Genomic DNA, 26,407 nt, shown 5'->3' on the forward strand with positions numbered 1-26,407 from the left:
CATCCCGCTACAAAATACAATCTGTTTAATATGTTCTTTTCGTTAACTGCCACGATTGAGAACTTAATTTTGTGGTTTTACAATTATTTTGGTTGGCGGTATTACAGAAGGCGCCAAACCTTTTTCTTTCATTTTTTTTACAACAGAAGATTCCATTTTTAACTGCATTAATCTGGTTCTTCCGTCGTAAAGTGCAGATCGCAATTCTTTTACTTCGTTATTAAGTCTTGCTATCTCGTACACTTTTTTATCTGCACTATGCGAACTTGCTATCATTATTATTGCCAACACAGAAATAAATAAGATGACACGCCAATTTTTAAACGAGTCTTCGCTAACTAAAAACGTTCCTCTTAATATGCTATAGATGCTTTTTTTCACTTTTATAGTTTTTCTGCTATTCTAAGTTTAGCACTTCTAGCTCTATTGTTTTCTTTTATCTCTTGTGCTGTTGGCACTATTAATTTTCCTACTTTTTTAAAAGGCACTTCAAATCTTCCAAAAACATCGCGTTCTGGTTCACCTTCAAATAGCCCATTTCGCGTAAATCGCTTTACCAATCTATCTTCTAAAGAGTGATAAGAAATCAAACTTAATCTTCCGCCAGGTTTTAAAACTTCTGGTGTTTGCATTAAAAACTCTTTTAAAACTTCAATTTCTTGATTTACCTCTATCCTAATCGCTTGATAGATTTGAGCTAAAATTTTATTTTCATGCTTTGGCGACAAAAACTTTTTTAAAGCAGATTTTAACTGCTCTGAAGTTTTTATTTCACCATTCATTCTAGTTTCTACAATCACTCTTGCCATAGCTGGCGCAGCTCTTAACTCTCCATACTGTAATAACACATCACGCAAGTCTTCCTGACTATATTCATTTACAACATGATATGCAGATAGCTGATTACTTTGATTCATCCTCATATCTAAATCTGCCTCAAAACGCGTTGAAAAACCACGTTCTGCCACATCAAATTGATGAGAAGATACACCAAAATCACCTAAGATTCCGTCTACTTCTTTTACACCATAAAACCTTAAAAATCTCTTTATGTATCTAAAATTTTCATTGATTAGCGTAAAGCGACTATCGTCTATTTTATTTTTAAGAGCGTCTTTATCTTGATCAAAAGCGTAAAGTCTTCCTTTTTCACCTAAACGACTTAATATCTCTTTACTGTGTCCGCCACCACCAAAAGTGACATCTACATAAATACCATCTTCTTTAATAGCCAAACCATCTACGGTTTCTTTTAATAAAACTGGATTATGATAGTCCATCTTCGTCATCTTGTCCCATTACTTCTTCAGCTAAATCCGCAAAATCTACAGTTGCATCATCAATAGCTTTTTCATACTTCGTTTTATCCCAAATCTCAATAATATTAACCGCAGAAGACATTACAATATCCTTAGAGATAGAAGCAAAAACCACTAAATCTTTTGGTATTAACAACCTTCCGTTTGCATCAACATCTACCATTTTTACTCCAGCAGTAAACCTTCTAATAAAATCGTTGTTCTTTTTTTTGAATCGATTTAGCTTATTTATTTTCTGCATTAATGCATCCCATTCGGTCATTGGATACAATTCCAAACACTCTTGAAACACCGCTCTTTTAATCACAAACCCATTTTGCAACACACCATCCATCTGCTTTTTTAGAGCAGCAGGCAGCATTAGCCTTCCTTTGGCGTCTACTTTACATTCGTATGTTCCTATAAATGAGTTCACAACAGTTTAGAACTGGGTTAATATTTAAAAATCAAATATATTGAAAATTTTACCACATTTTACCACATTTTACCACATTGTTAATAAGTTATGGTTTTTTAACATTTAAAAAGCGTGTAAATAATTGAAAATAGTAAGACAAACAACTTATCAAAAAGTGGGAAAGAAAAACAAATCTTAAGTGTCTTAATTTTTGGAAGTAAAAAGTTATATTAGGATTTGTTTTAAATGAAATACCTATATTTGTTGCTAAGCAAATGACTAACTGTTAATGACGCACAAACTTAAAAAAGAAGGAAAGTTTAACTACATAGAAGTTGGCACAGGACAACCAATTATTATTCTTCATGGACTTATGGGCGGGCTTAGTAACTTTGACGCCGTAACCTCCTATTTTAGTACAAAAGGTTATAAAATAATAATTCCAGAATTACCTGTTTACACAATGTCTTTACTTAAAACAAACGTAAAGGCTTTTGCAAACTATCTGCATGAATTTATAGATTTTAAAGGATTAGAAGATGTTATTTTATTAGGAAACTCTCTTGGAGGACATATTGGATTATATCACACAAAATTATACCCAGAAAAAGTAAAAGCCTTAGTAATTACAGGAAGTTCTGGCTTATATGAAAGCGCTATGGGAAGCGGCTACACAAAACGAAGTGATTATGAGGTGATTAAGAAAAAAGCCCAAGATGTGTTTTATGATCCTGAAGTTGCAACTAAAGAAATTGTTGATGAAGTTTACGAAACAGTAAATGACAGAAACAAACTAATTAAAACTTTAGCTATTGCTAAAAGCGCTATAAGACATAATATGGCAAAAGATTTACCAAAAATGCAAACACCGACTTGCATTATTTGGGGAAAAAATGACACTGTAACACCACCAGAAGTTGCAGACGAATTTAACAGTCTTTTACCAGATTCAGAGCTATTTTGGATTGACAAATGTGGTCATGCTGCAATGATGGAACATCCAGAAACTTTTAATGAAATTCTATACGCTTGGTTAAAAAAGCGTGAGTTTTAATTTACCCTTTTTGCAGAAATAAAAATAAATCTAATGCATATTAAATCTGCTACATTTGTAATGAGCAACTCTGACGTTGCTAAATGCCCAAAAGATAAGCTACCAGAATACGCTTTTATTGGGCGAAGCAATGTTGGTAAGTCTTCTTTAATTAATATGCTAACCAACAGGAAGAGTTTAGCTAAAACCTCTGGAAGACCAGGAAAAACACAACTAATTAATCATTTTTTAATTAATGACAATTGGTTTTTGGTCGATTTACCCGGTTACGGTTATGCACGCGTTTCTAAAAGCACAAAAAAAGTATTTCAGAAGTTTATAACTGAATATTTTGAAAAGCGAAGACAACTAATTACCGCTTTTGTTTTAGTAGACATTAGACACAAACCTCAACCAATAGATTTAGAGTTTATGGAATACTTAGGCTTAAACGGTATACCGTTTTCTATTGTGTTTACCAAAGCAGACAAACTTAAACCAAAAGCTATTGAAAGACATATAGAAGATTATAAAAACATACTTCTTGAAACTTGGCAAGACATGCCAAATTACTTCGTAACGTCTTCAAGTAAAAATATAGGTAAAGACGAGTTACTTGGCTACATTGGCCATTTAAATAACACTATAGAAGTTGAACAGTAAAATAAAAAAGACCGCGTATAATAGCGGTCTTTTTTTTAAATAGATTGCACAATTACTGATTTAACACCAAGTCTGTAATAGTTAACACCTCTATTTCTTCTTCATTACCATCTTCGTCTTCTACAACTTCTATTGATGTTTGATAGGTAATTTTAAAATCTTCACCTATATATTCGTCTGTATCTAAATCATAATTTTCTAATACTTCTTCTGAAGCATATTGAAATTTCATTGTTTGCTTTTCGCCTTTTACTTCTACAGTAAACACATAATTAAATTCTTCTGTCCCTTCATAGGTACCGCTTATTGCTTTTTGGGTTGAAGGCGTTATAAAAGCTGTTGACAAATAAGCAACTAATGCAAAAACTGAAACGATAAGTTTTGTCTTCATTTTAAAAATAATTAAAGTTAAGTTTGATTTATTTTGCTCGGAAATTTGCCACCTCAAGTCCGATTGCTTTTAGTATTACAATACCTTGTAATTACGTGTGGTAAGATGAACTGTGTACGCTTTGTAAAATCTTATAAGGTTACCAAAATTTGGCTATAAAAAGATCGAATACTTCTATTACGATTAATATGATTATGATCCATTCTAAAGTACTACTTTCTCTATGATCCATTATATCTTTAAAAAGCTCTAGGTTTTCTTTTATAATTTCGATTCTTTCATGTATTAATCGATAACGCGCATGCAGATCAAAAGACTGTTTTAAATCTGTATTTAATTTATTTAACTGCTCGTTTTCCCACGTTATTTCTGGCGAATCAAAAATATATAAGTTTTCAGAAATCTTGTTTTTAATATTTAACGTCTTGCCTATGAAGCGTTTTAGTTTATGTCCTGATATGTCTAGTTTTCCTTTTTTTTCTAGATATAATGTATGTTGATGTGTTTGCTCAAGTAGTTCTTCTGTAATTTCAGAATATCTGTCTAATGCTACACTTTGCGATGCGTATAACATTACCAATCTTATCATTTCTTGATCAAGAGTTGGTAATTCTATGTGATTAAACTGGACTTTTAATGTTTTTAGCTTAATTAAAACCTCTGTTGCTTCCGACAGTTTTTGGAAGAAATAATTATTGGTATGCGGCTTTAAAGTATTTAATACTTCTGTTATTTGACTATCAGACATATTAAAAAAACTAACCATACCATATTGAAAAACATATACAAATGCATGTTGATCAATTTCGTAAAATAGCTCGTCACTATCTTGAAACAGCAATTGCCAAGACAATTGCTGTTTACAAGCTTTAATGTTTATACTACTAGCTATTTGATAAGCTACAACTTTATACATTGTTAAAAATCTTCGTCCTGCTCTTCGCTAGGCTCTATATCTGGATCTTGTACTGCTTCTGGATCATCACTATCAAAATCTTCGTAATCATCTTCGTCATAATTTTCCATAGTTTGTACTAACTTGGTACTTACTTTTACTAAATATTTAGTATCTTCTGTTGTTACTTCTACAGCTTCTACTAATTCATTTTTAGCATTTCTAAATTCGATAATATGATCCTCGTCATATCCATCAGGATACTTATCTACTAAAAGCTTTAAGATTTCTGGTGTTAATTTTTTAAAGTCTACGATAACACGTTTTAGGTTGTCAGGCTTTTTCATGGGATAATTTTACTTTTTCGGGTATGTATTTTTATATTTTAAAGTTATAGGAAATTTTCACCAATCCAAAAGGTATGCAAAGATTAACGGCGCTACTATTGTAGCGTCACTTTCTACAATAAACTTTGGTGTATTAATATCTAGTTTTCCCCAAGTAATTTTTTCGTTTGGTACTGCTCCAGAATAAGAACCATAACTAGTTGTAGAATCGCTTATTTGACAGAAATAACTCCAAAATGGCGTATCTGTGCGCTCCATATCTTGATATAGCATTGGCACAACACAAATAGGAAAATCTCCTGCAATACCACCTCCTATTTGAAAGAAACCAATTCCGTTTTGAGAATTTTCTGTATACCAATCTGCTAAAAAGGTCATATACTCTATACCAGATTTCATTGTACTTGCTTTAAGCTCTCCTTTTAATACGTAGCTTGCAAAAATATTACCCATAGTACTATCTTCCCAACCAGGAACAACTATTGGCAAATTCTTTTCTGCTGCTGCATACATCCAAGAGTCTTTTAAATCTATTTCGTAATACTCTTCTAACACACCAGAAAGTAACATTTTGTACATATATTCATGCGGAAAATAACGCTCTCCATTTGCTTCTGCATCTTTCCATATTTTATAAATATGCTGTTGCAGTCTTCTAAAAGCTTCTTCTTCTGGTATACAAGTATCTGTTACTCGGTTTAATCCTTTTTCTAATAAATCCCACTCGTCTTGCGGTGTTAAATCACGATAATTAGGTACACGTTTGTAATGAGAATGTGCTACCAGATTCATAATATCTTCTTCAAGGTTTGCACCTGTACAGCTTATTATTTGAACCTTGTCTTGACGGATCATCTCTGCAAAGCTTTTACCTAATTCGGCAGTACTCATTGCACCAGCAAGAGATACTAACATTTTTGCACCGTTGTTTAATTGCGCTTCGTATCCTTTTGCTGCATCTACAAGAGCTGCAGAATTAAAGTGTAAATAATGATGTTGAATAAATTGAGAAATTGGTCCTTTAGTACTCATCGTCTTCGTTGTATTTTGTGCTGTTATTTTTTTGTTTGTTGTCGTAATTATTATCGTATTCGTCTTCTATATTTTCATCTAAAAACTTATAGCTTAACATTTTATAATATAGTTTAGCTGCTAAAAAGTCTGAAGATTTTTCATCTTTATTTGGACAAAGCTCTACGATATCAAATCCTACTACATTTTTTTCTTCAAATATTTGTCTTAAAAAATCTAGGGTTTCGTACCATAATAATCCACCTGGTTCTGGCGTACCTGTACTTGGCATAATTGAAGGATCAAACACATCTAAATCTATTGTAATAAATACGTTATCTGTCATTTGGTCAATTGCACTATCCATCCATGTACTATCTTCCACCATTTCATGAGCAAAGTACGTTTTATCTTCATCCATTACGGTTTTTTCGATAGCATCCATAGATCTAATCCCTACTTGAATTAGATTTGTTGTTTGGCTTGCTTCGTAAACCGCACAAGCATGATTACATTTAGATCCTTCGTACTCTTTACGTAAATCTGCATGCGCATCTAATTGTAACACTGTTAAGTTCGGATACATCTCGTTAAACGCACGAATTGTACCAATAGATATCGAGTGCTCACCACCAAAAATAGTTACAAACTTATTTTTTTTAATATATCTTTTTGTTGCTTGATGTACAGCATCTACCATTGCTTCTGGACTACTGTTTTCTGTTACAGCGTCTGCCAAAAACACACCTTGCTTATACACTTCTGTATCAGTTTCTATATCGTATAATTCCATGTTCTCAGAAGCATCTAAAAAGGCTTGCGGACCTTTATCTGCTCCTTTTTGCCAAGTACTTGTACCGTCATATGGCACAGGTATTAACACTACTTTTGCTTTTTCTAATTTTGCGAATTCTTCTGGAATTCCTGCATACGTTTTAGTTTGCATAACCTAAAATTTTAAGTAAGTCTTCACTTTTTTGTTGTTCTGAAAATAATTGTGTTTTGATGTTTCCGTCATCATCTTTATCTATTAAGATATGTTTTGGGCTTGGTATTAAACAGTGTTGTAATCCTCCAAAACCTCCTATGGTTTCTTGGTAAGCGCCTGTATTAAAAAAGCCTATATATAATGGTTTGTCTACGTTATATTTTGGTAGATATATTGCATTCATATGCTGCTCGCTATTGTAATAATCGTCACTATCACATGTTAATCCGCCTAATAATACACGCTCGTAACTATCTTGCCAACGGTTAATAGGCAACATAATAAATCTTTTATTAATTGCCCATGTGTCTGGCAATGTTGTTATGAAAGACGAATTTATCATATTCCATTTTTCGCGATCATTTTGTTGTTTTTGATATAACACTTGATAGATTGCTCCTCCGCTTTCACCTACGGTAAAACTTCCAAATTCTGTAAAAATATTTGGCACATCTACACCTTCTAAATCACAAATAGTTTGTATTTGATTTAAAATTTCATCTATCATATACTCGTAATCAAACTCAAAAGCTAACGAGTTTTTTATAGGAAATCCACCTCCAATATTTAAACTATCTAATGTTGGACATATCTTTTTTAAGCTAACATAAACACGTAAACATTTGATTAACTCGTTCCAGTAATATGCATTATCCCTTATACCTGTATTTATAAAAAAGTGAAGCATTTTAAGCTCTACTTTTGGATTATCTTTAATCTGGTTTTTATAAAATGGTACAATATTTTTGTAACCTATACCTAAACGAGAGGTATAAAACTCAAATTTTGGCTCTTCTTCTGATGCAATTCTAATACCTACTTTAAAGTTATCATTAATTTCTTCTGATAGTAGATTAATCTCTTCGTAGTTATCAATTATAGGGATACAATTATGATGACCATTATTAATTAATCTAGCAATGTTAGTTACGTACTGCTCACGTTTAAAACCATTGCTAATAACAAAGGTATCATTAGTAATTTTTCCTTCTTTTTTAAGATTTTCGACAATATCTATATCAAATGCAGAAGATGTTTCTATATGAATATCGTTTTTTAAAGCTTCATTTAAAACATGTTTAAAGTGAGAGCTTTTTGTACAATAACAATAGTTGTATTTACCTTTATAATTATGCTTATCTATCGCGTTAGCAAACCACTGCTTTGCGCGTTGGATATTATTAGAAATTTGAGGTAGATAAGTAAATTTTAATGGCGCACCATATTCCTCAATCAACTTCATTAAATCTACGTCATGAAATTGTAATGTTTTATTTTTTAAATCAAACTCTTCTTGAGGAAAATCAAAAGTTTGACTTATTAAATCTATGTATTTAGTTTTCATTATTATTTTTTATAAATTTTCTAAAAAGTTACCAAAACAGCATGAATTTACTGTTAAAAAAATAATAAGAATTTTATCAAATTTGGATTTTTAAGTCATAAGTTGGCATAAAGCCAAGCTGATGCTGACTAGCATAAATTGAAGTAAATGCGGAAGTTAGCTTTAAAATTCGGTCACTTAATCTGTAAGCTGCTTTTGAATATGACTTCCTAATTTTCAAAAGCCCGAACATAGAAACAGTTTTCAAAATGTTCAGCTAAATGCGTGACAAATGTAATTTTTTTTTTGACACGCAAAACTTTTTTTTGTTTTTTTTCAATTGTAACAAAAATCACAAAAAACGCCTGTAAGATTTAGTATTTTGCACGACTAAAATTTAAGTTTCATAATTGAAAGATGGAAAAATATTTAGACGCTTTTATTAACTCTTTTTTAGGAACGGTTAATTGGACTTATAAATCTATAATTTTTGAAGTCCCTTGGTATACAAATTATTTTTGGGGATTAATCCTTATATCTTTAATTGTTTGGGGATTAGAGATTGTTTTCCCGTGGAGAAAAAACCAAGCTATTATTAGAAAAGACTTTTGGCTAGATGCTTTCTATATGTTTTTTAACTTTTTTGTTTTTTCTATAGTAATAAGTGGGTTTTATAAAGTTCTTAGTTTATTTTTTGCAGAATTTAATATAACTACTCAAAGCTTAGCATTAATAAATATTTCTAATTGGTCGCCTTGGTTACAACTACTTGTTTTCTTTTTGATCTTAGATTTTGTACAATGGTTTACACACGTGCTACTTCATCGTTATGAATTTCTTTGGAATTTCCATAAAGTACATCATAGCGTTAAAGAAATGGGTTTTGCTGCACATTTACGCTACCATTGGATGGAAAACGTTTTATATAAACCCTTAAAGGTTTTTGGCGTAATGATCCTTGGTGGTTTTGAACCTGAACAAGCTTATATCGTTCATTTTATTGCAATTACTATTGGTCACCTAAACCATTCTAACATAAAACTAACCTATGGTCCTTTAAAATATATTTTTAATAATCCTGTAATGCACCTTTATCATCATGCTTACACTATACCAGAAGGTAGACATGGTATTAACTACGGAATTAGCTTAAGTTTATGGGATTATATTTTTAAAACTAATTATGTACCAGAAGATAGTGGTACCATTGAAATTGGTTTTGAAGGTGACGACCAATTCCCTAAAGATTTTATTGGTCAAAACACCTACGGATTTAAGAAAGAAAAATAAAAAAAAGCCAACTTATATAGTTGGCTTTTTTGTTATAACATTTTTAATGTATTTACTTCTTGCTCTGTTAAGATCTTCCAGTTACCACGAGGAATATCTTTTTTGGTTAGATGTGCAATTGCAACACAGTCTATTTTTACAATATCGTATTTAAGGTGATCAAAAATGGTTCTTAATATGGTATTACCTGTATTTTTAATTTTAATACCTATTTCTTTTTTAGGAGAACCTTCAATATAACTAACCTCTTCTACTGTAATTAATTTATCGTCTACTTTAAATCCTTCTTGAATTTTCTTTAAATCTTCAAGTTTAAGGTTTTTATCTAATTCTACATGAAATAATCTTGATACACCATTTTTAGAGTTTGTAAACTTTTTTACAATCTTTTCATCGTTTGTAAATAATAATAACCCTGTTGAGTTTCGACCTAAACGACCAATTGGCTTAATCCTAGAACTCGTTGCATTTGCAACTAAATCCATAACTGTACGACCTTTATCTGTACTAGTTGTTGTTGCAAAACCCTTTGGTTTATTTAATAAAACGTATGCTTTTTTTTCTGGACTTACTCTTGCTCCATCATAACGCACTTCGTCATCTAACTTTACTTTGTAACCCATTTCGGTAACGATATTACCATTTACGGTCACCAAACCCATTGCTATATGTTGATCGGCCTCACGACGAGAACATATACCTGCGTTAGCTATGTATTTATTTAACCTGATTAAGTCAGAATCTGAAGACGCCTGTTTAGAAACCTTTTTAGGTTTTACTGGCGCGTTACCTCTTGCATAAGTTTTGCTTTTAGAGTTCCCTCTGCCTCTTCCAGAGTTTTTTCTCTTATCATTTGCACCTTGATGTCTACTCATAATTTATTTTTTTGCAAAGCTACAACGAATTTTTCACAAAATACGCTCTATAACTACATTATAGTCTATTAAAACAATACTTAAAACACCTGCCAATAAAATGAATTTCAAGATATTGTGCAACCACAAGTAATGGGTCTTTGTTTTAGATTTCCAGAGCAGAAATAAATAGACTATTAATAAGATTTCACAGATGTAGAAATAAAAATTCATCTTACCAATATTATACTGTGTAATTAAAAAATATGAAGGTATTAATGTAAGCGCAACCAAAACACTAATCATTTTTTTTGAAGTAGCCTCTCCATAAACTATCGGAATTGTTCTGTAGTTAAGCGTTAAATCTCCTTTAATATTTTCTAAGTCTTTGGTAAGTTCTCTTATTGAAAGTATTAAGAACAAAAATGATGCATGCATTAATATTACATTATCAAAATTTTTGTAATACACAAAAATGACAAAAAAGGGCGTTATTGTTAAAATAGCTGACACTAAATTGCCTACTATTGGCATTTTTTTAAGTTTATGAGAATAAAACCAGATCCCAAATATATAAACAGAAAAGAATAAGACTGGTTTAAAAGACACATAACTAGCCATGACTATTGCTGAAAAATTTAGCACAAAATATAAGGACAGTTTTGTATTTTGACTAACCAACCTATCTAACATAGATTTATTTGGTCTATTGATTAAGTCTTTTTCAGAATCGTAAAAATTATTGATAATATATCCACCAGCAATAACAGCAGCAGATGCTAAAACTAACATTAATAAATTTAAATCTAAGAGAACAGATTTTGCTGATTTATCATGTGCAAAAATAAAAATGGACGCTAAGTATTGCGCTACAATTATTACTAAAATATTATAACCTCTTACCACAGAAAACATGCTGAAAAATTTAAGCAACACATGTTTTTGTTTTCTGGACAGCATATAATTAAAGTAAATTATGCTTGTGATAATTTTTAGAAGTTATAAACCACTTCTAATTTATAATCTTTTAAAGCTTCTTCTGCTTTTTTAAAATCTGGAGCAAATCCTAAAATATAACCGCCACCTCCAGAACCGCATAGTTTTAAATAGTAGTCATTGGTTTCTAAACCTTTTTTCCAAAGCTCATGGAATTGTGCAGGAATCATTGGTTTAAAATGATTAAAAACGACTTTAGATAATTGCTTTGTATTTTTAAACAGAGATTTAATATCTCCTTTTAAAAAGTCTTCTACACAAGCATCCGTATGTTTTATAAATTGGTCTTTAAGCATGTTTCTAAAGCCTTCTTGTTTCATGTTTTCCATAAAAATAGAAACCATTGGTGCAGTTTCACCAACAACACCAGAATCTAATAAAAACACAGCACCTTTACCATCTGTACTTTGAGTTGGTATGCCTGTTGCTTCAATATTCTCTTTAGAGTTTATAAGAATTGGCAAGCTTAAGTAGCTATTTAATGGGTCTAATCCTGAAGATTTTCCGTGAAAGAAAGATTCCATCTCAGAAAAAATAGCTTTCAACTTTAATAGCTTATCTCTCGTTAAATTTTCTAAAACAGTAATTTTTTCATCTGCATATTTATCATAGATAGCAGCCACTAAAGCGCCACTACTTCCTACTCCATAACCTTGTGGTATTGAAGAGTCAAAAAACATACCTTGCGCTATATCTTGATTTAGTGCATCAATATCAAAAGTCACTAAATCTTTATTAATATTGGATAAATAGTCAGCAAAACGTTTCAAACTTTCGTTAGATGCTTTAGCTTCTTTAGACAAGTTATTATCTTTTTTTAACGCTCCGTTATAGAAGTTGTATGGTATCGATAATCCTTTAGAATCTTTGATGATACCGTACTCACCAAAAAGTAAAATTTTAGAATAAAATAAGGGACCTTTCATAAGCTATTAATGCAATGGTTATATAAATTTACTGCTTTTTAGCACCAAAACCAATTTTATCGCAAATATAATGACCGTTTTGGCAATACGCAACTAACTCTGTGTTAATGAATTTTAATATTTTTTCTTCTTCTTTTGATGGATACAAAACATGAACGTTTGCTCCTGCATCTAATGTAAAACAAATTGGCAAACCTGTTTCTTTTCTAAATTGCCAAATTTTATTAATGATTTGAAGTGTATTTGGTTTCATCAATATAAAGTAAGGCAAACTTGTCATCATCATTGCGTGTAATGTAAGTGCTTCACTTTCTACTAACTCAATAAATGCGTTTAAATCTCCTGATGCTAAAATAGATTTTAGTTTAGAGATATTTTCTTCTGCTTGAATAAATCTATTTTTTGCAAATGGATGTCTATGCATTAAATTATGACCAACAGTACTGCTTACTTGTTTCTCGCCTTTATCTACAAGTAAAATTGTGTCGTTAAAATTGCTGAAATTATCATGTACTTTATACGGATATTTAACACCAAAAAGATCGCTGCTTTCTTCAATTTCTGGATGATTACCCCAAACTACAATTGGTCCTTCAATACTTCTGCTGGCGCTACCAGAACCTAATCTTGCTAAAAATGACGCTTTTTTATTAAAGTAATCTTGTGTCATTTGTGGATTATGTAATTTTTCGACATCCATTAAACATAAAGCTAAAGCACTCATCCCTGAAGCTGAGGAAGCGATACCCGAACTATGAGGAAATGTATTTTTTGTATTTATAACAAAATGATAATGTTTTAAAAATGGTAAATAATCTTCTACACGCTTGAAAAATGTAGCTATTTTAGATTTGAATTCTGGCTTAGGTTGATCGTCCAAAAGAACATCAAATGAAAATTCTTCTGTTAAATTTTTCTTAACAAATGTTAATTCTGTAATTGTTTTACACTGATTTAAAGTGAAACTTATTGATGTATTTTCTGGAATTTGATGCTCTTTTTTGCCCCAATATTTCACTAAAGCAATATTACTAGGAGATTCCCAAATCACGCTTCCTTCCTTAAGTTTACTAACATCTAATGAAAAACAAAACTGATCTATCAACATTTATTATTTATTTTTTGACAAAGATAGTTTTTATTATTCTATAATTTTAGTAGTTTTACAATGAATAGGTATTCAATTTAATTAATTGATTTATTTATTCACTTTGTGTAAATTTAAATGTTTAATTAACTAACTTAAGGTGGAAGTACTCCCAAAATTAACCAAAAACTTCTTTCACCTTATCAAATTTTTTGTATCCAAATGGATAAAAGACAACGAATAATTTTTACCATGCTAGAATTGGTGGTAAAACAAGGTGTTTATGCTACACCTATGTCACAAGTAGCAAAAGAGGCTAATGTTGCAGTTGGTACTATTTACCACTATTTTGACAACAAACAAGAAATCTTAGAGGAAATTTACAAAATGATTAACCAAGACTATGGTGTTGTTTTGATGGCTAATTTACCTGATACTGATTTTAAAACTCAATTTGAAGCAATTTGCTTAAATCTTTTTAACTATTACATTGGCAACCCATTAGCTTTTAAGTTTATGGAGTTTGTTGCTGTACCACCGTTAATGCCAAAAGAATTAGTTGAAGCTGTTAGAGAATACACAGCTGGATTAAGAGAGTTTTTTCAAAAAGGAATTGATGATGGTTATTTAAGAGATGACGTAGAATTAAGATTGTTAATGCAAACAGCTTCAGGCTGTATTACATCTGCTGTCAAGCTTAAAGAAAAAGAAGCGATAGAGCTTTCTGAAAAAGAAATTAAGCAAGTTACAGGAATGGCTTGGGATTGTATTAAAAAGCACTAATTATCCTTACTAATTTCTAAAACTTTATTTAAGGTTTTGTAGTTACGTGCAGTAGCAATTACATTTAACTTTTTTTCAAAAAAAGTGTTATTACATTTTGCTCTTCCGTATCCAGCATTACAATAAAGATAGACAACTTTACTTGTTACAAAAAACTCTTCATTTGGATAACTTATTGATTGTATTTGATCAATACTTTTTCCTGATGGAGAGTTTTTTAATATAAAAAAATAACTCTCTTGTGTTTTCTCTTGTATAAATGGCGAGTTATCTAAAATAGCCTGTACTTCTTTGGGCTGTTTTACAATTACTTGTATGTTATAGTTGTATTTATTTTTAATTGCAGTAGTTATTTGTTTTTCTACAACTGTTTTATCTTTTATTTCTGTCTTAAAAATCACATTGCCGCTTTGGATATATGTTTTAACATCCTTAAATCCTAGGTTATTTAACAAATCCCTAAGGTCTTTCATTAATATTTTATGATGTCCACCAACATTAATACCTTTTAAAAAGGCTAAATATGTTTTCATATTTAAAAAAGATTTTTAGATAATATATAGGCGCCTGTCCATGCGTTTTGAAAATTAAATCCACCAGTAATTGCGTCTACATTAATGACTTCTCCTGCAAAATATAAGTTTTCAAAAAGCTTACTTTGGTAGTTTTTAAAGTTTACTTCTTTTAGGTCTATTCCGCCAGCTGTCACAAACTCTTCTTTAAAAGTACTTTTACCTTTTACATTAAATATTGCTTTTGTTAACTGATTTGACAGTTGCTCTAATTGATATTTATTTATATCTGCCCATCTTGCTTCAGCGCTTATTTTGGCAGCTAAAACTAATTGATTCCATAAACGTTTTGGCAAATCAAACATTGCATAATTAACAACAACCTTTTTTGCAAGATCTATTTTTATTTGCTTTAATGTTGATAAAGTATCGTCGTAATCTTGGTTAATAAAATTAATTTCAATTTGAAAATTATATTGCTTTTCAGCTAATTCTACAGCACCAAAAGCTGATAATTTTAGTATAGCAGGAGCACTCATTCCCCAATGTGTAATCAACAACGGTCCATTAGTCTCAAGATTAGTTCCTAACACTTTTACAGTTACATTTTGAGCCACAACACCTGGTATTTCTTTTATTCTAGAATCGTTAATATTGAACGTAAATAATGAAGGAACTGGTTGCACGATATTATGTCCAAGCTTATTTAATTCTGTCCAAATCTTAGCACTACTACCTGTTGCTATTATTAATTTTTCGCAAGAATATAAGTCTGTTTTGGTATTGACTTGCCAATATTCATCTTTATTAAACTTAGTTACAACTTGTTGTTTAATAACCTCAACACCAAGTTTTTTTGCTTCATAAAGAAAGCAATCTATAATAGTTTGAGAACTGTTGGATTCTGGAAAAATACGCCCATCTTCTTCTATTTTAAGCGGCACGCCTTTTCTTTCGAACCATTCCATAGTGTCTCCTGTCATAAATGTATGAAAAGGACCAAGTAGTTCTTTTTCTCCGCGCGGATAATTTTTTACTAATTCTTGAGGAATAAACTCTGCATGCGTTACATTACAACGTCCACCACCAGAGACTTTTACTTTAGACAGTACTTCTTTACTTTTTTCTAAAATAGCTACAGTTACGTCTGGATATTGTTCTGCTATGTTAATAGCCGCAAAAAAACCTGCTGCGCCACCACCAACTATTATTACATCAAAATACTTCATATTCTATCTGGGTAATCACTTATTATAGCATCAACACCGTAAGACTTTATACGCTCAATAGACTCGTAATCATTAACAGTCCATGCATTTACTTTAAAACCTTCGTCTTGAGCCTCTTTTACGTTATTTTTACTTAAAAGTGCAAAATTAGGATGAATTGCAACTGCTTTTATTGTTTTTGCAAAACGTATAGAGGCATTTACACTTGCTTTGGTTAATACTCCTAAAGGCATTTTTTTATCTATAACGTAAACAGCTTCTAGTTCTTTTCTTTGAAAACTACTGATTAAAATATTATTGTAAGACCAATTACCCTTTGCAAAATATTGATGCAACAGGTTAACAGTTGGTTGTGCTGTTTTTTCTCCTTTTAATTCTATATTAAGTAAGCAACTTCCGTTTATCAGATCTAAAACCTCAATTAATGTTGGTATTTTATATTGACCATCAATTTTTAATGCTTGTAATTGGTTAAGCGTTTGTTCACATAACTCTCCTGTACCATTAGTCATTCTATCTAAAGTAAAATCATGAAACACCACTAACTCTCCAGACGCACATAGATGCACATCTATTTCTATTCCATCTACTCCCAATTCTAATGCTTTTTTAATTGAAGGTAGTGTGTTTTCTGATATATATCCTTTTGCGCCTCTGTGTCCCACTTTTAAGGTGCTTTTCATTAATTTATAATTTTTTTATGAGTCTATTTTTTAATTTAAATACTACAATACTTATATTTTTATTCTCATTTAATAAATTACAATTTATGATTTTTAAGTTAAAACCTGCTGTCTTTTTAATATTACTTTTTATGTCTTGTCAAAGCGGAAAACTTACTGTTGTTGGGTCCATTGATAGCGATTTAAAAGAAGCTTCTGCTGCAGAAATAGTTAACCACACAAATATTGTTTGGACTATTGAAGATGCTGGTAACAAAAACAATGTGTATGGTATGGACTACAAAGGAAATATTGTTAGAGATATAGATGTAAGCAACGTTAGAAATGAAGACTGGGAAGATCTTACTAGTGATGACGACGGAAATCTATATATCGGTGATTTTGGAAACAACAACAAAAAAAGAGAGCATTTTTTTATTTATAAAATTGAAGATATAAATTCGGTAAAAACTAAAGCTACAGCAGATACTATTCATTTTACCTTACCAAAAAATGTAAAATCTGAAGATTTTGAGTCTTTCTTTTTGTTAAATAACAACTTTTACATTTTTACTAAAGAAACCAAAAATTTTAAAGTTTTAAAAGTTCCGAATACGCCAGGCACACATGTAGCAAAACTTGTAACAGAATATAATTTAGAAGGAAAACACAACAAAATAACATCTGCAGATATTAGTGATGACGGAAAAACTGTTGTATTACTTAACCATGATAAATTATGGAAATTAACAGACTTTGAAGACGACAACTTTTTTGAAGGAAAGGTTGAAGCTGTAGATTTTAAACACGACTCTCAAAAAGAAGGTATTTGCTTTAAAGATAACAATACCGTGATTATTACAGATGAAGATTCTGGTAAAGAGGATAATAATATTTATGCTTTAAAACTTTAAGTAAGCAGCTTCTAATTTTGATAAATCAGTTTCGTTTTTAATAACTTGCTTCGCATCTTTATACAAAGAATTAGCTTCATCTTTTATCGCTTTAGAATACACCTCGTTTTTTGAATTAAGATACACGTATTCTAACATAGATAATAATTTTAAAACAATAACTATATCGTGCTTAGAATAAGTTCTAATAGGTGTTATAACAGAGTATAAAAGCGAATTAAAACTTACCGAATTAATCTTTATACAACCAACATCTTCTTGGGATAAAATAATTTGATCCTTTTTACTAAGTCTAATATTAAATAATTGTGTTAAGTAATCAATACATATTAGCGCTGTTCCTGGATCGTTAATTCCTGGTGACATAGATTTTACAGCTATTTCTGTCATTTGTTTAAAAGCTAAAACGTAATTTTCTTCAATACGCTGGCTACTAGAAAAGTTAAACAAAGAATAAACTTTTTTTAATTCTTCTTCATTTAGCTTTTTATTGCATTTAAAAAGAATCTCATCTTCTAAAACAAAATTACCTTTAATAGGTAATACTTCAAATTTACAATTATGCGCTTTTGCAAAATCTAACAAAACTCCTAAGACAGTATCTTGCAAATAGCCTGAAGTTTTAGTATTGTAACAATTCCATTGTTCTGAATCTGGAAAATTAAGATTATTAGTTTTCTCAGAATCTATAAGTTTTTCTAGTCTACTTTTAGCTTTATTATATATGTTTAAAATAATATTATTTACTTGAATTTCTTCAGAAATTGAATGAATAAAATAAATAAAAGCACCTAAACAAACAGTCATAAATCCAATTGCTAATAACACTGAAAATCCTGGAAGCTGAAATTTTTCTTGGTTAGGTTCTATTTGTACCAAAGTAAAAATACAATACAGCAAAGTAGCATTATAAATACCTAATATTTTTTGATGTCGCTTATTAGAAATTAAACCTGGTAACACTCTTGGAGAAAAATTACTTGAAGCCTGATTAAGTAACACCATTACCATGGAAAAGCTAAATACCATTATAGATATTAGTCCAGCAATAAATGTTGTTAAAATATTTAATGCAGTATCTGTGCTATTAATAATCAGTTGCGGAATATTTTTGTATAAATACTCTGATACCCCTAAATTTTCTGCTCCATAAGTTAAAAATGAAATAGCGAGACCAATAACACTATAAAATGTTGGATAAAAGGCTATTTTACCTTCTAATTTATAGATGTATTTTATTAAGCTTGCTAAGTAGTTTTTCATTTAAATTGATTAAAAACTTAAACCAAATCCAAAGGAAAATCTCCAACCTTCTACACTATTAAAGAAGTTAAAGGTACCTGCTATTGTCTCGGCAGCAGCAATTGTAAATCCGCCTCCAAAGTCATTATGCCACTTATCGGATTCGTCATTTTTAAGCCATACACGACCAACGTCTCCTCCAGCAAAAAGTCCAATTTGTAATGGTAACGTTTTTGTTTTAAAAGAGCCTAATCTATAATGTACATCTGCGCTTCCGGCTAGACTATGTTGTCCTGTAAAACGTTGTAATCTAAATCCTCTTAATCCTGTTTGCCCACCAAGATTAGCTGCTTGATAAAACACTAAATCGTCCCCAAATCGTATTTGTGTTCTTACATCTGTTTTTAGTACTAGTTTTCTATTTGTTGTTAAGGCATTATAGAAACCTAAATTACTATCTATAAAACCGTAGGTATATTTACTATTGTCAATTTCGGTTTTTGCTCCTGCAGAGATATTAAACGTCATACCTCTTGTTGGGGTAATTTTACTATCAAAACTTTCATATGTAAAATCACCTTGCGCACCAGCAAAATATCTTCTTCCATAAAATTCTTCTGAAGCGTTTTGTGGTTGTAAAACTTCAATATACCTATCTGGTGTTTCTTCAACTTCTATAGCTTCTGCAAGAATACTTACACCATAGTCACTACCAAAATTACCTCGTTTTGACAAACCAAAACTTGCCGCATAAGTACTTGTTTTTACACGATTGTAATCCAAACCTAAATCATCATCAAGGTTTACTGTTTCATTTCCATAACCAAAAAAGTTGTTAGTAAAATTCTCACTAGTTACTTTACCTGTAATGTGCAAATTCCACTCGCTAGTAAAGTTTGCAAAATCTCCTCTATAATCTAAACTGAAGCCACTTGTTGCAAAATAATATCCTGCTTTAAATTTATGTCTTTGCGTATAAGGATTTCTGCTAAAACCTTTAACTGTGTACGTGTCTTGAAGACCTAATAAAATACCATCATCCGGATTATAACCTATACTTGGCGCTAATATATTTGACTTTACAATATTACGTTGAAAGTCGAAAAGGTTATTATTGTAGATATCTGTTAAGCTTATTTTTGCACCTTTATTTTCAACAATTTCATTTGGCTTAGTTTTGTGATCATAGACATGAACGCGTCTACCATTTTTTATAATGTACTTATCGTTATTTTGTCCACCAATAATACGTGTAAAAATTAGATTATTGGCTTTTCCTTTTACTTCAATGATATCATCATCATCAAGTGCATAAATCCATAGCTCTTTTGTTATCGATTTATCAAAAACTCTATCTACAATAACGTCTGCTTTTTCTCCGTCTTTATTTCTCCAAATGGTTACCTTTGTTTTATTATCTGCAATACGGTTAATTTCTATAAAATCATCTTTATCGGTTCCTGTTAAGATTACCAATTCATTTAAATATTTATAGTAACGTTCTGCAATGTCTTTAAGGTTATCTCTTCTACCTTTTAAAAACTTTTTAATTTCTGCTAAAGATTCGTTTTTTGATGCTTCTGGTAATTTTGAAAAAGCTGTTTCTATAACTTGATCTGTTACATTTTCTTGAATAAATTTAGCTTGTTTTAACCAAACGTCTTTATCTGATTGTTGTATTAAAACCTTATCTAATTTAACGCCAGCGCTGTTCATCCATTTTACATCTTTTAACTTATCGTCGTAAACTTGTAGTTGCTTAGATGCGCCAGACAGAAAACGCGTTACATCAAGTATCGCTCCGTCAAAATTAGAAAACACTTGATCTCTATCTCTTGGTATTGGTTTAAATAGCTTGTCTCCATTAGGCTGATCAAATTGCGCCCATCTCCATTGGTCTTGATGTCTATCCCAATCACCAATTAACATATCAAACAACCTTGCTCTTACATAAGAGTTTTCGTCAATTTTATATTTTTCGTCATCTCTTATTTTCTCTATAATATCATGTGTACTTTCTATATCATCTGCATATCCAAAATTACGTTTGTTTGTGTAGTTTTCTTCTGGACGTTCTTCAATCATATATAATTCGCCTCCATAATTTTTATTATAATCTCCAAGATATTTATGTTTTGGTATGTAATATAATTTTGGATTTGTATGATATACATCTGCTGCATCTGCCAAGTCTGGTATTGCTAAAAATGCATATGGATGAGCTGCTGTGTAGAAATCTAAAATTAAATTTTCTACAGTTGTTTTATCAAAGTCATCTTCTAGATAATTATCTTTAAATAAAACTGTTTGCAAATATTGCGTTGCACTTTTACGCAATGCACGCATATTTAACTCTCTTCCATCTTTGGTTTTTAATCTTATGGATCTTGTTTGATGTCCGCCACCTTCTCTTACTATTTCTAAACCGCCATAAAGTGTATCTAATGTTGCAACTGGCACATCTATTTTTGTACTATATAAATCACGATAACGTTCTCCAAAAAAGGCTTCATAAACACCTGATTTATCAGTTTCTTCTTTAGTGTAAACTGATGCTTTTATAGTTTGAGGGAAATTATCTGGTAAAGTCGAAACATCAAATTCTTGTTCGCGTTGTTCAAAAACTTGATGTGTAAATAATAGTTTAGGATTTTCATTTTCTTCGCCGTAATAGCTAACCCAAGCTTCTCCGTCTTTATAAACCGTTAATGTTGCAAAACCTTGCTTACCATATGCAAACAAACCATTTCTACTTAATGCTGCACCAGATTCTTTTGCTCCAGAACCAGAAACAATTTGTTTAATACCATTATTTTCTATGTATTGCAAGGTATGTTCATGTCCTGATGCAAAGACAATATTATCATACTCTAAAGCTAAAGTTTCTACACGACTCATTAACTCATTATACCTTTCGTTATAACGATCTTGAATAGATACACCACCTTGCGTTCTTACTTGTACTAAAAACGACGCTAAAATAGGAACAGGAATTTTGCTTTGCGTTGGGTATAAGTGCTTTGATTTTTCGTAAAATCCACCATGAGTACCGTTGGTATACATTGGATGGTGCATTGCAACTATGACACGCTTATTTTGAGCTTTTTTAAATTCGCCTTCTAATTCTAAAAAGAAGCGTTTTCTTGTTTTTATTTCACACTTGTCATTTATCGTAGGATTATCATTCCAATTCTCTAAATACCATTGTGTATCTATAATGATAAGCTTTGTGTTTTCGCCAACATCATAATCTTCTAACGGACAACCATTTTCTGGCTGAAACGTATTTTTACCTAAAGCGTCTTCTATAAATTTTTCTTGTCGTTTTACACCTTTTACTCCATCTGCATACCAATCATGATTACCAGGTATAAAAACCACATCTCCTTCAAAACCATCTAAACTATTAACTTGTGCTTGTAGGTTGTTTTTAGCTTCAGAATAGCCTTCATCATCCTCATCAGGTAAACCTGCAGGATATATATTATCTCCTAAAAATATTGCATAAGTATTTTTAGTATTTTTATTTTTAATAAAACTTTTAAAAGCTTTTAATCCTTTAGAATAGCCATTAATTGGCGACTTACCTGCATCTCCTATAAGATAAAAAGTCTTATCTATTGGTTTGTCTGGAAGTTGTTGAATTTTATTATCTTCTTCTTTATATTGTGCTTTGTAAGAAGCACAACTAGCAATTAAAAATGTAATAAAAAACGTTAGAATTATGTTATTTTTTGACATAAATAGTATTTACGGTTAATTTTTGGTTATTTTAGGTTAGTTTAAAAAAATTATAAATGACTAAGCTTGTTGAAAAAACAGAATCCTTTGTATTTGAACTTTTTAAAAATGAACTACCGGATACGATAGTTTATCATAATCATACACATACAAAGCGTGTTTTTAAATGTACAAAAGAAATAATTGAAAATTCTGAAATTAATGTTAATGATGCTGAAATTTTGATGCTAGCAGCATTATTACATGACACTGGTTACACCAAAACTAGGGATGACCATGAAGATGAAAGCGCCAAAATTGCAGAAGATTTCCTAAAAAAAGAAGGTGCTGATCAAAAGGTAATTGATAGCGTAAAAGACTGCATAATGGCTACAAAAGTAGCTAACGAACCTAAAACTGAGCTTGATAAAATCTTACGTGATGCAGATGCGTCTCATTTTGGAAAAAAATATTTTAATGAAGCAAGTGAATTTTTAAGAAAAGAGCTTGAAATTAATGGTATCGCTACATTTACTCCTAGCGAATGGCTTGATGAAAACATAAAAATGCTATCAAAAAAGCATCGATTTTATACAGATTATGCTTTAAAGAATTGGCAACCAAGAAAAGAGAAAAATCTTGCTAAGCTTATTAAAACTAAAAAGAAGCACAAAAGAAAAATTAAAAAGGAAAAAATTAAGGCAAAATATAAAGCACAATATAAAAACGAAAGCCCAGAACGAGGTATACAAACATTTTATAGAGTTGCTTTAAGAAACCATATTAAATTAAGCGATATTGCAGATACAAAAGCTAATATTTTGCTATCTGTAAATGCCATTATCATATCGGTAGTATTAGCTAATTTAATTTCTAAATTAGATACTAATCCTTACCTGACTTGGCCTACAGTAATTTTTACTGTATTTAGCGTGATTTCTATGGTAATGTCAATAATAGCTACTCGTCCTAACGTCACTAGCGGAGAATTTACCAAAGAAGATGTCGCTAATAAAGAAGTAAACTTAACCTTTTTTGGTAACTTCCATAAAATGGATTTAAAAGAATACGAATGGGCTATAGAAGAGCTTTTAAAAGATAAAAACTACGTTTATAAATCCCTTACTAAAGACTTATATTTTTTAGGTAAAGTGTTAGAAAGAAAATATAGGTTATTACGTATAACTTATACTGTATTTATGATAGGTATTATTACGTCTTTAATTGCTTTTGGAATTGCTGTAAAGAACAATCCTGGAACTAACATAGAAGACGTTTTAGACACAACTTCTATTATTAAAACAGATATGCTTAAAGATAAAAAATCTACTTTTTATCTTTAAGCATGTCTTTATAAGTAAAGTAAACATCTTCTGCTTTATCGTTATAAAGAATATCTACTCGTATTGCTTTTAAGCCAGTAACACCTTGCAAATCATCTAACTCTAATATTTCTAAATTATTTGCTAAACGTTTTTTGGCTTGTAAAAACTTAACGTATTGTAAATATTCTTTTTCATCTTCTTTTTGAGAGTATACAATAGTTAACTTCCCTTTTTGGGTAATTCTCTCGTCAGTACCTTTTATATAAGCTTTATCTACTCGCTTTTTTACTACCTCATATCTTGCATTATATGTTCCGTCTACATCAAAATGCTTTTCATCTGTTCTAAAACGAATAGATAACGGTTGATTAAACACCAATATCATTGATGCTACGTCTAAAGCTTTTGGATATTGATGTTGATGGTTGTAGTATGTATTTTCCATCTCGCACATGACCTGCATTTGCCATAACCTTAGGTTATAAAGATAAATTTCGTTAAAAGAATTTTCCTTTGTAATTGACTCGCCAATGTACATGTTATGTTCTACACCATCAGTTTTAAAACGTTCAAAAAAGTGAGGATACATGCTTTGAGCTTCAATTTGCTTTCTATCTATAATAGACGCCATGTTTTTGTTAATCAAGCTAATGGTATCATCAAAATTTTTGCGATAAAAATAAATAACTTTTAAAGTATCGTCTATCTTATTAAAGTAATCTTCTATATCTTCCTTTAATTGCTGGTGTTTATTTAGTTGAAATCTAAATATAGGCTCTATTTCTTTATTAAAAAACTGCGTTAATTTTTGCTCTGTATCTACTTTAAACTGTTGTTTTAAATGATCTTCAAATTGATCAATCTTAAACTTAATTTGCTGGTAAATTATTAAATCTTCTAGTGTTGAAGCTTTTTCAATTATATTTTTTACGAGTTTAAGTTGTAATTGAAGGTCTTTAAGTGTTGCTTCATTTCTTTCTTTTGATGATCCTTTTACATCAATTTGCCCAAATAATGGATAAACTTTATCAAAACTAATACGTTTAAAGTTTGGGTTACGTTTACCTTCTTCTTGTTCTTTTTTAAATAATCTTGCTGCTTCTTCAAACTTCCATCTTACACTTGGATGTATAGATGTACATTCTCTTTGTATGATGGCTTCTATTTCGTTTTCTTCCTCTTCTTTTGCGCGTTTAACAGCTGTAAGTATAAAAGGCATTACATCTATTAACTTATTTGCATTAATACTGTTTAACTCTCCTTTTTGATTAGACACTAATTCTAAAATAGCTAACAGCTGTCCATCTTCTGCTATTGGAGCAAAAATAGCACTTTCTATACCTTGATCGTGCAAAGCTTTAAGTTGTGGCTCTTTACCTTTTGATAATTGATACAGCTTTTCTACATCAGAGATTGTGTAATAATTTTTATCTTTTATTAACTTATCATAAGAAAACATACAAAGTGCATCTTTACAGTGTATTGTTTCTTGATGGTTTAATAAAAAACTTTTTATATTACTTTGATAGGCTTGCGTAAGCGAACTGTCTTCTTGTGTAAATATTGAAAAACCAACTTTTATATTGTTACTATTAAATAGTCTTTGAAAAACATTTTCAAAATTTTCTATAAACGTCTTCTTCTCTCTTTTATTTATTTGAATCAAAGTAGATTTTATATTTGATATAGACTGATCGTCTGTTACATCAAACATACTTGACACTACAAATCCTTTAAATTGATAACTATTTGGCGGAAATTTTTCTTTCCATAGATCTATATTATCAAAATTATCTAATAACTCTTCATAATCTGCTTTAGTAAATTCTGGAGCATCTTTTGTAGGTAAAATCTCTATAAAATCTGCATTATAAAGGACTTTATAAGTTCTTAAAATTCCATTACCATCAGGTATATCGTAATAAATAGGACGTTTAAAATTTAATTTATAGCCATAGTACATGCTTATAATTATTGTACATCCAAAAATATACAAATCATCATCTGGCATGTTTTTTATAACCAAATCAAACTCTTCTCCTGCTTCTTTAAGTATATTTTTAAAACGTTGCGAAGAGGATAAAACTATGTTTTGTAATGGTATTGTTGCAAACTTTATTTCGTTTAAAGTTAAGACTTCACTAAATACATCTTGAAGTATAATTTTAACTTCTTTTTGATATTCAGAAAGTATAGAATAATCTGTGAAACCTTCTTTTAGAATCGGGTTTTGTTCTGCAATTTCTAATATAGATTTAGCTTTTTTAGCTATAATTTCATTTTCACTTTTAGACAAAGCATCGTACTGGCTTAATAATTTATTAAAACCAATTTTCACAGAAAAAGGAAAAGTAATACTTGTGTCTATAGTTTTTAGCATATTATTTTATTTGTGCAAAATTAAAAAATCTTAAAGCCAAAATCATTATTACACATAGATTTTTCAAATTAGAGCCATATACGTCATTTATCGTATTGTGTTTACAACCTTAATATAAC

The 26,407-nt window shown here is 30.4% G+C and carries 25 protein-coding genes; 6 read left to right on the plus strand and 19 right to left on the minus strand.

The features are described from left to right. Window positions 1–63 precede the first annotated feature (63 nt). From INR78_RS03385 to mraZ, 3 genes are read right to left on the minus strand one after another with little or no spacing between them, the layout of a single operon-like run. Window positions 64–381 carry an FtsL-like putative cell division protein gene (locus INR78_RS03385; protein ID WP_106686899.1) on the minus strand — a complete coding sequence of 106 codons (318 nt, stop codon included), beginning with the start codon at window positions 379–381 and terminating at the stop codon, window positions 64–66. Window positions 382–383: 2 nt separating this feature from the next. Next, window positions 384–1,280, minus strand: coding sequence for a 16S rRNA (cytosine(1402)-N(4))-methyltransferase RsmH (rsmH, locus tag INR78_RS03390; RefSeq protein ID WP_223077464.1), 897 nt, complete (start codon window positions 1,278–1,280; stop codon window positions 384–386). Then, window positions 1,267–1,734, minus strand: a complete 468-nt coding sequence (gene mraZ / locus INR78_RS03395; protein ID WP_223077465.1) for a division/cell wall cluster transcriptional repressor MraZ — start codon at window positions 1,732–1,734, stop codon at window positions 1,267–1,269. The genes rsmH and mraZ overlap by 14 nt, the downstream gene beginning before the upstream one ends. 271 nt (window positions 1,735–2,005) lie before the next feature. Here mraZ and INR78_RS03400 point away from each other — a divergent pair, with 271 nt between their 5' ends. Next, a complete protein-coding gene (locus tag INR78_RS03400) occupies window positions 2,006–2,770 on the plus strand; it encodes an alpha/beta fold hydrolase (protein ID WP_223077466.1) in 765 nt (254 codons plus the stop codon). A 33-nt stretch (window positions 2,771–2,803) separates the two neighbouring features. After that, window positions 2,804–3,412, plus strand: coding sequence for a ribosome biogenesis GTP-binding protein YihA/YsxC (yihA, locus tag INR78_RS03405; RefSeq protein WP_223077467.1), 609 nt, complete (start codon window positions 2,804–2,806; stop codon window positions 3,410–3,412). Between the two features lie 52 nt (window positions 3,413–3,464). Here yihA and INR78_RS03410 read toward each other — a convergent pair whose 3' ends face one another. From INR78_RS03410 to INR78_RS03435, 6 genes are all read right to left on the minus strand, one after another. Next, a complete protein-coding gene (locus INR78_RS03410) occupies window positions 3,465–3,803 on the minus strand; it encodes a hypothetical protein (RefSeq protein ID WP_223077468.1) in 339 nt (112 codons plus the stop codon). Between the two features lie 139 nt (window positions 3,804–3,942). After that, window positions 3,943–4,719: an RMD1 family protein gene (locus INR78_RS03415; RefSeq protein ID WP_223077469.1), complete on the minus strand. Its 777-nt coding sequence runs from the start codon at window positions 4,717–4,719 to the stop codon at window positions 3,943–3,945. Between the two features lie 2 nt (window positions 4,720–4,721). After that, window positions 4,722–5,045, minus strand: a complete 324-nt coding sequence (locus INR78_RS03420; protein ID WP_027881013.1) for a hypothetical protein — start codon at window positions 5,043–5,045, stop codon at window positions 4,722–4,724. A gap of 57 nt (window positions 5,046–5,102) precedes the next feature. Beyond that, entirely contained in the window at window positions 5,103–6,077 is a 975-nt protein-coding gene (locus INR78_RS03425) for a deoxyhypusine synthase family protein (protein WP_223077470.1), read from the minus strand. After that, window positions 6,067–7,002, minus strand: coding sequence for an agmatinase (speB, locus tag INR78_RS03430; protein WP_223077471.1), 936 nt, complete (start codon window positions 7,000–7,002; stop codon window positions 6,067–6,069). Before speB ends, INR78_RS03425 begins: the two co-directional genes overlap by 11 nt. After that, entirely contained in the window at window positions 6,992–8,389 is a 1,398-nt protein-coding gene (locus tag INR78_RS03435; protein ID WP_027881010.1) for an arginine decarboxylase, read from the minus strand. The genes speB and INR78_RS03435 overlap by 11 nt, the downstream gene beginning before the upstream one ends. A gap of 396 nt (window positions 8,390–8,785) precedes the next feature. On the opposite strand from INR78_RS03435, the gene INR78_RS03440 reads away from it, so the two are divergent. Then, on the plus strand, window positions 8,786–9,658 hold the full coding sequence (locus INR78_RS03440; RefSeq protein WP_223077472.1) for a sterol desaturase family protein: 873 nt from the start codon (window positions 8,786–8,788) through the stop codon (window positions 9,656–9,658). A 32-nt stretch (window positions 9,659–9,690) separates the two neighbouring features. Here INR78_RS03440 and INR78_RS03445 read toward each other — a convergent pair whose 3' ends face one another. Genes INR78_RS03445 through INR78_RS03460 form a run of 4 tightly spaced genes read right to left on the minus strand, consistent with a single transcriptional unit; the run spans window position 9,691 to window position 13,542 of the window. Beyond that, window positions 9,691–10,533: a pseudouridine synthase gene (locus tag INR78_RS03445; protein ID WP_223077473.1), complete on the minus strand. Its 843-nt coding sequence runs from the start codon at window positions 10,531–10,533 to the stop codon at window positions 9,691–9,693. A 33-nt stretch (window positions 10,534–10,566) separates the two neighbouring features. Next, the gene (locus INR78_RS03450) at window positions 10,567–11,472 is read right to left on the minus strand and encodes a geranylgeranylglycerol-phosphate geranylgeranyltransferase (RefSeq protein ID WP_027881007.1); all 906 of its coding nucleotides are present in this window, start codon (window positions 11,470–11,472) and stop codon (window positions 10,567–10,569) included. Between the two features lie 32 nt (window positions 11,473–11,504). Next, window positions 11,505–12,434 (minus strand): mevalonate kinase, encoded by a 930-nt coding sequence (locus INR78_RS03455; protein WP_027881006.1) that lies wholly within the window; start codon window positions 12,432–12,434, stop codon window positions 11,505–11,507. Between the two features lie 28 nt (window positions 12,435–12,462). Continuing rightward, window positions 12,463–13,542, minus strand: coding sequence for a diphosphomevalonate/mevalonate 3,5-bisphosphate decarboxylase family protein (locus INR78_RS03460; protein ID WP_223077474.1), 1,080 nt, complete (start codon window positions 13,540–13,542; stop codon window positions 12,463–12,465). A 201-nt stretch (window positions 13,543–13,743) separates the two neighbouring features. Here INR78_RS03460 and INR78_RS03465 point away from each other — a divergent pair, with 201 nt between their 5' ends. Continuing rightward, window positions 13,744–14,304, plus strand: a complete 561-nt coding sequence (locus tag INR78_RS03465; protein WP_223077475.1) for a TetR/AcrR family transcriptional regulator — start codon at window positions 13,744–13,746, stop codon at window positions 14,302–14,304. On the opposite strand, the gene INR78_RS03470 is transcribed toward INR78_RS03465, so the two are convergent. Genes INR78_RS03470 through INR78_RS03480 form a run of 3 tightly spaced genes read right to left on the minus strand, consistent with a single transcriptional unit; the run spans window position 14,301 to window position 16,728 of the window. Next, window positions 14,301–14,837, minus strand: a complete 537-nt coding sequence (locus tag INR78_RS03470) for a DUF1697 domain-containing protein (RefSeq protein WP_223077476.1) — start codon at window positions 14,835–14,837, stop codon at window positions 14,301–14,303. The genes INR78_RS03465 and INR78_RS03470 overlap by 4 nt on opposite strands. 2 nt (window positions 14,838–14,839) lie before the next feature. Next, complete coding sequence (locus INR78_RS03475) at window positions 14,840–16,045, minus strand: NAD(P)/FAD-dependent oxidoreductase (RefSeq protein ID WP_223077477.1); 1,206 nt, start codon at window positions 16,043–16,045, stop codon at window positions 14,840–14,842. Beyond that, window positions 16,042–16,728, minus strand: a complete 687-nt coding sequence (locus INR78_RS03480; protein WP_223077478.1) for a glycerophosphodiester phosphodiesterase family protein — start codon at window positions 16,726–16,728, stop codon at window positions 16,042–16,044. The genes INR78_RS03475 and INR78_RS03480 overlap by 4 nt, the downstream gene beginning before the upstream one ends. A gap of 86 nt (window positions 16,729–16,814) precedes the next feature. Here INR78_RS03480 and INR78_RS03485 point away from each other — a divergent pair, with 86 nt between their 5' ends. Next, window positions 16,815–17,621, plus strand: coding sequence for a hypothetical protein (locus INR78_RS03485; protein WP_223077479.1), 807 nt, complete (start codon window positions 16,815–16,817; stop codon window positions 17,619–17,621). Here INR78_RS03485 and INR78_RS03490 read toward each other — a convergent pair. Next, window positions 17,610–18,884, minus strand: coding sequence for a DUF2254 domain-containing protein (locus tag INR78_RS03490; RefSeq protein WP_223077480.1), 1,275 nt, complete (start codon window positions 18,882–18,884; stop codon window positions 17,610–17,612). The two genes, INR78_RS03485 and INR78_RS03490, sit on opposite strands and share 12 nt — an antisense overlap. 9 nt (window positions 18,885–18,893) lie before the next feature. Beyond that, a complete protein-coding gene (locus tag INR78_RS03495) occupies window positions 18,894–22,604 on the minus strand; it encodes a metallophosphoesterase (protein WP_223077481.1) in 3,711 nt (1,236 codons plus the stop codon). Between the two features lie 56 nt (window positions 22,605–22,660). Here INR78_RS03495 and INR78_RS03500 point away from each other — a divergent pair, with 56 nt between their 5' ends. After that, window positions 22,661–23,926 carry a Pycsar system effector family protein gene (locus tag INR78_RS03500; RefSeq protein WP_223077482.1) on the plus strand — a complete coding sequence of 422 codons (1,266 nt, stop codon included), beginning with the start codon at window positions 22,661–22,663 and terminating at the stop codon, window positions 23,924–23,926. Here the strand turns inward: INR78_RS03500 and INR78_RS03505 are convergent. Then, complete coding sequence (locus INR78_RS03505) at window positions 23,910–26,288, minus strand: GAF domain-containing protein (protein WP_223077483.1); 2,379 nt, start codon at window positions 26,286–26,288, stop codon at window positions 23,910–23,912. The genes INR78_RS03500 and INR78_RS03505 overlap by 17 nt on opposite strands. Between the last annotated feature and the right edge of the window lie 119 nt (window positions 26,289–26,407).

It is taken from the genome of Mesoflavibacter sp. SCSIO 43206, from assembly GCF_019904215.1.
In the GTDB taxonomy this organism is placed as follows: domain Bacteria; phylum Bacteroidota; class Bacteroidia; order Flavobacteriales; family Flavobacteriaceae; genus Mesoflavibacter; species Mesoflavibacter zeaxanthinifaciens.

Excerpts from the sequence above, each read along its gene's own strand:
- INR78_RS03455 (WP_027881006.1), bottom strand. The coding sequence starts at position 12,434 with ATGAAAGGTCCCTTATTTTATTCTAAAATTTTACTTTTTGGTGAGTAC.
- speB (WP_223077471.1), bottom strand. The coding sequence starts at position 7,002 with ATGCAAACTAAAACGTATGCAGGAATTCCAGAAGAATTCGCAAAATTA.
- INR78_RS03445 (WP_223077473.1), bottom strand. The coding sequence starts at position 10,533 with ATGAGTAGACATCAAGGTGCAAATGATAAGAGAAAAAACTCTGGAAGA.
- yihA (WP_223077467.1), top strand. The coding sequence starts at position 2,804 with ATGCATATTAAATCTGCTACATTTGTAATGAGCAACTCTGACGTTGCT.
- INR78_RS03465 (WP_223077475.1), top strand. The coding sequence starts at position 13,744 with ATGGATAAAAGACAACGAATAATTTTTACCATGCTAGAATTGGTGGTA.
- INR78_RS03485 (WP_223077479.1), top strand. The coding sequence starts at position 16,815 with ATGATTTTTAAGTTAAAACCTGCTGTCTTTTTAATATTACTTTTTATG.
- INR78_RS03415 (WP_223077469.1), bottom strand. The coding sequence starts at position 4,719 with ATGTATAAAGTTGTAGCTTATCAAATAGCTAGTAGTATAAACATTAAA.
- INR78_RS03480 (WP_223077478.1), bottom strand. The coding sequence starts at position 16,728 with ATGAAAAGCACCTTAAAAGTGGGACACAGAGGCGCAAAAGGATATATA.
- INR78_RS03490 (WP_223077480.1), bottom strand. The coding sequence starts at position 18,884 with ATGAAAAACTACTTAGCAAGCTTAATAAAATACATCTATAAATTAGAA.
- INR78_RS03425 (WP_223077470.1), bottom strand. The coding sequence starts at position 6,077 with ATGAGTACTAAAGGACCAATTTCTCAATTTATTCAACATCATTATTTA.
- INR78_RS03400 (WP_223077466.1), top strand. The coding sequence starts at position 2,006 with ATGACGCACAAACTTAAAAAAGAAGGAAAGTTTAACTACATAGAAGTT.
- INR78_RS03470 (WP_223077476.1), bottom strand. The coding sequence starts at position 14,837 with ATGAAAACATATTTAGCCTTTTTAAAAGGTATTAATGTTGGTGGACAT.
- INR78_RS03475 (WP_223077477.1), bottom strand. The coding sequence starts at position 16,045 with ATGAAGTATTTTGATGTAATAATAGTTGGTGGTGGCGCAGCAGGTTTT.
- INR78_RS03495 (WP_223077481.1), bottom strand. The coding sequence starts at position 22,604 with ATGTCAAAAAATAACATAATTCTAACGTTTTTTATTACATTTTTAATT.
- INR78_RS03410 (WP_223077468.1), bottom strand. The coding sequence starts at position 3,803 with ATGAAGACAAAACTTATCGTTTCAGTTTTTGCATTAGTTGCTTATTTG.
- INR78_RS03460 (WP_223077474.1), bottom strand. The coding sequence starts at position 13,542 with ATGTTGATAGATCAGTTTTGTTTTTCATTAGATGTTAGTAAACTTAAG.
- INR78_RS03435 (WP_027881010.1), bottom strand. The coding sequence starts at position 8,389 with ATGAAAACTAAATACATAGATTTAATAAGTCAAACTTTTGATTTTCCT.
- INR78_RS03505 (WP_223077483.1), bottom strand. The coding sequence starts at position 26,288 with ATGCTAAAAACTATAGACACAAGTATTACTTTTCCTTTTTCTGTGAAA.
- INR78_RS03500 (WP_223077482.1), top strand. The coding sequence starts at position 22,661 with ATGACTAAGCTTGTTGAAAAAACAGAATCCTTTGTATTTGAACTTTTT.
- rsmH (WP_223077464.1), bottom strand. The coding sequence starts at position 1,280 with ATGGACTATCATAATCCAGTTTTATTAAAAGAAACCGTAGATGGTTTG.
- INR78_RS03450 (WP_027881007.1), bottom strand. The coding sequence starts at position 11,472 with ATGCTGTCCAGAAAACAAAAACATGTGTTGCTTAAATTTTTCAGCATG.
- INR78_RS03440 (WP_223077472.1), top strand. The coding sequence starts at position 8,786 with ATGGAAAAATATTTAGACGCTTTTATTAACTCTTTTTTAGGAACGGTT.
- INR78_RS03420 (WP_027881013.1), bottom strand. The coding sequence starts at position 5,045 with ATGAAAAAGCCTGACAACCTAAAACGTGTTATCGTAGACTTTAAAAAA.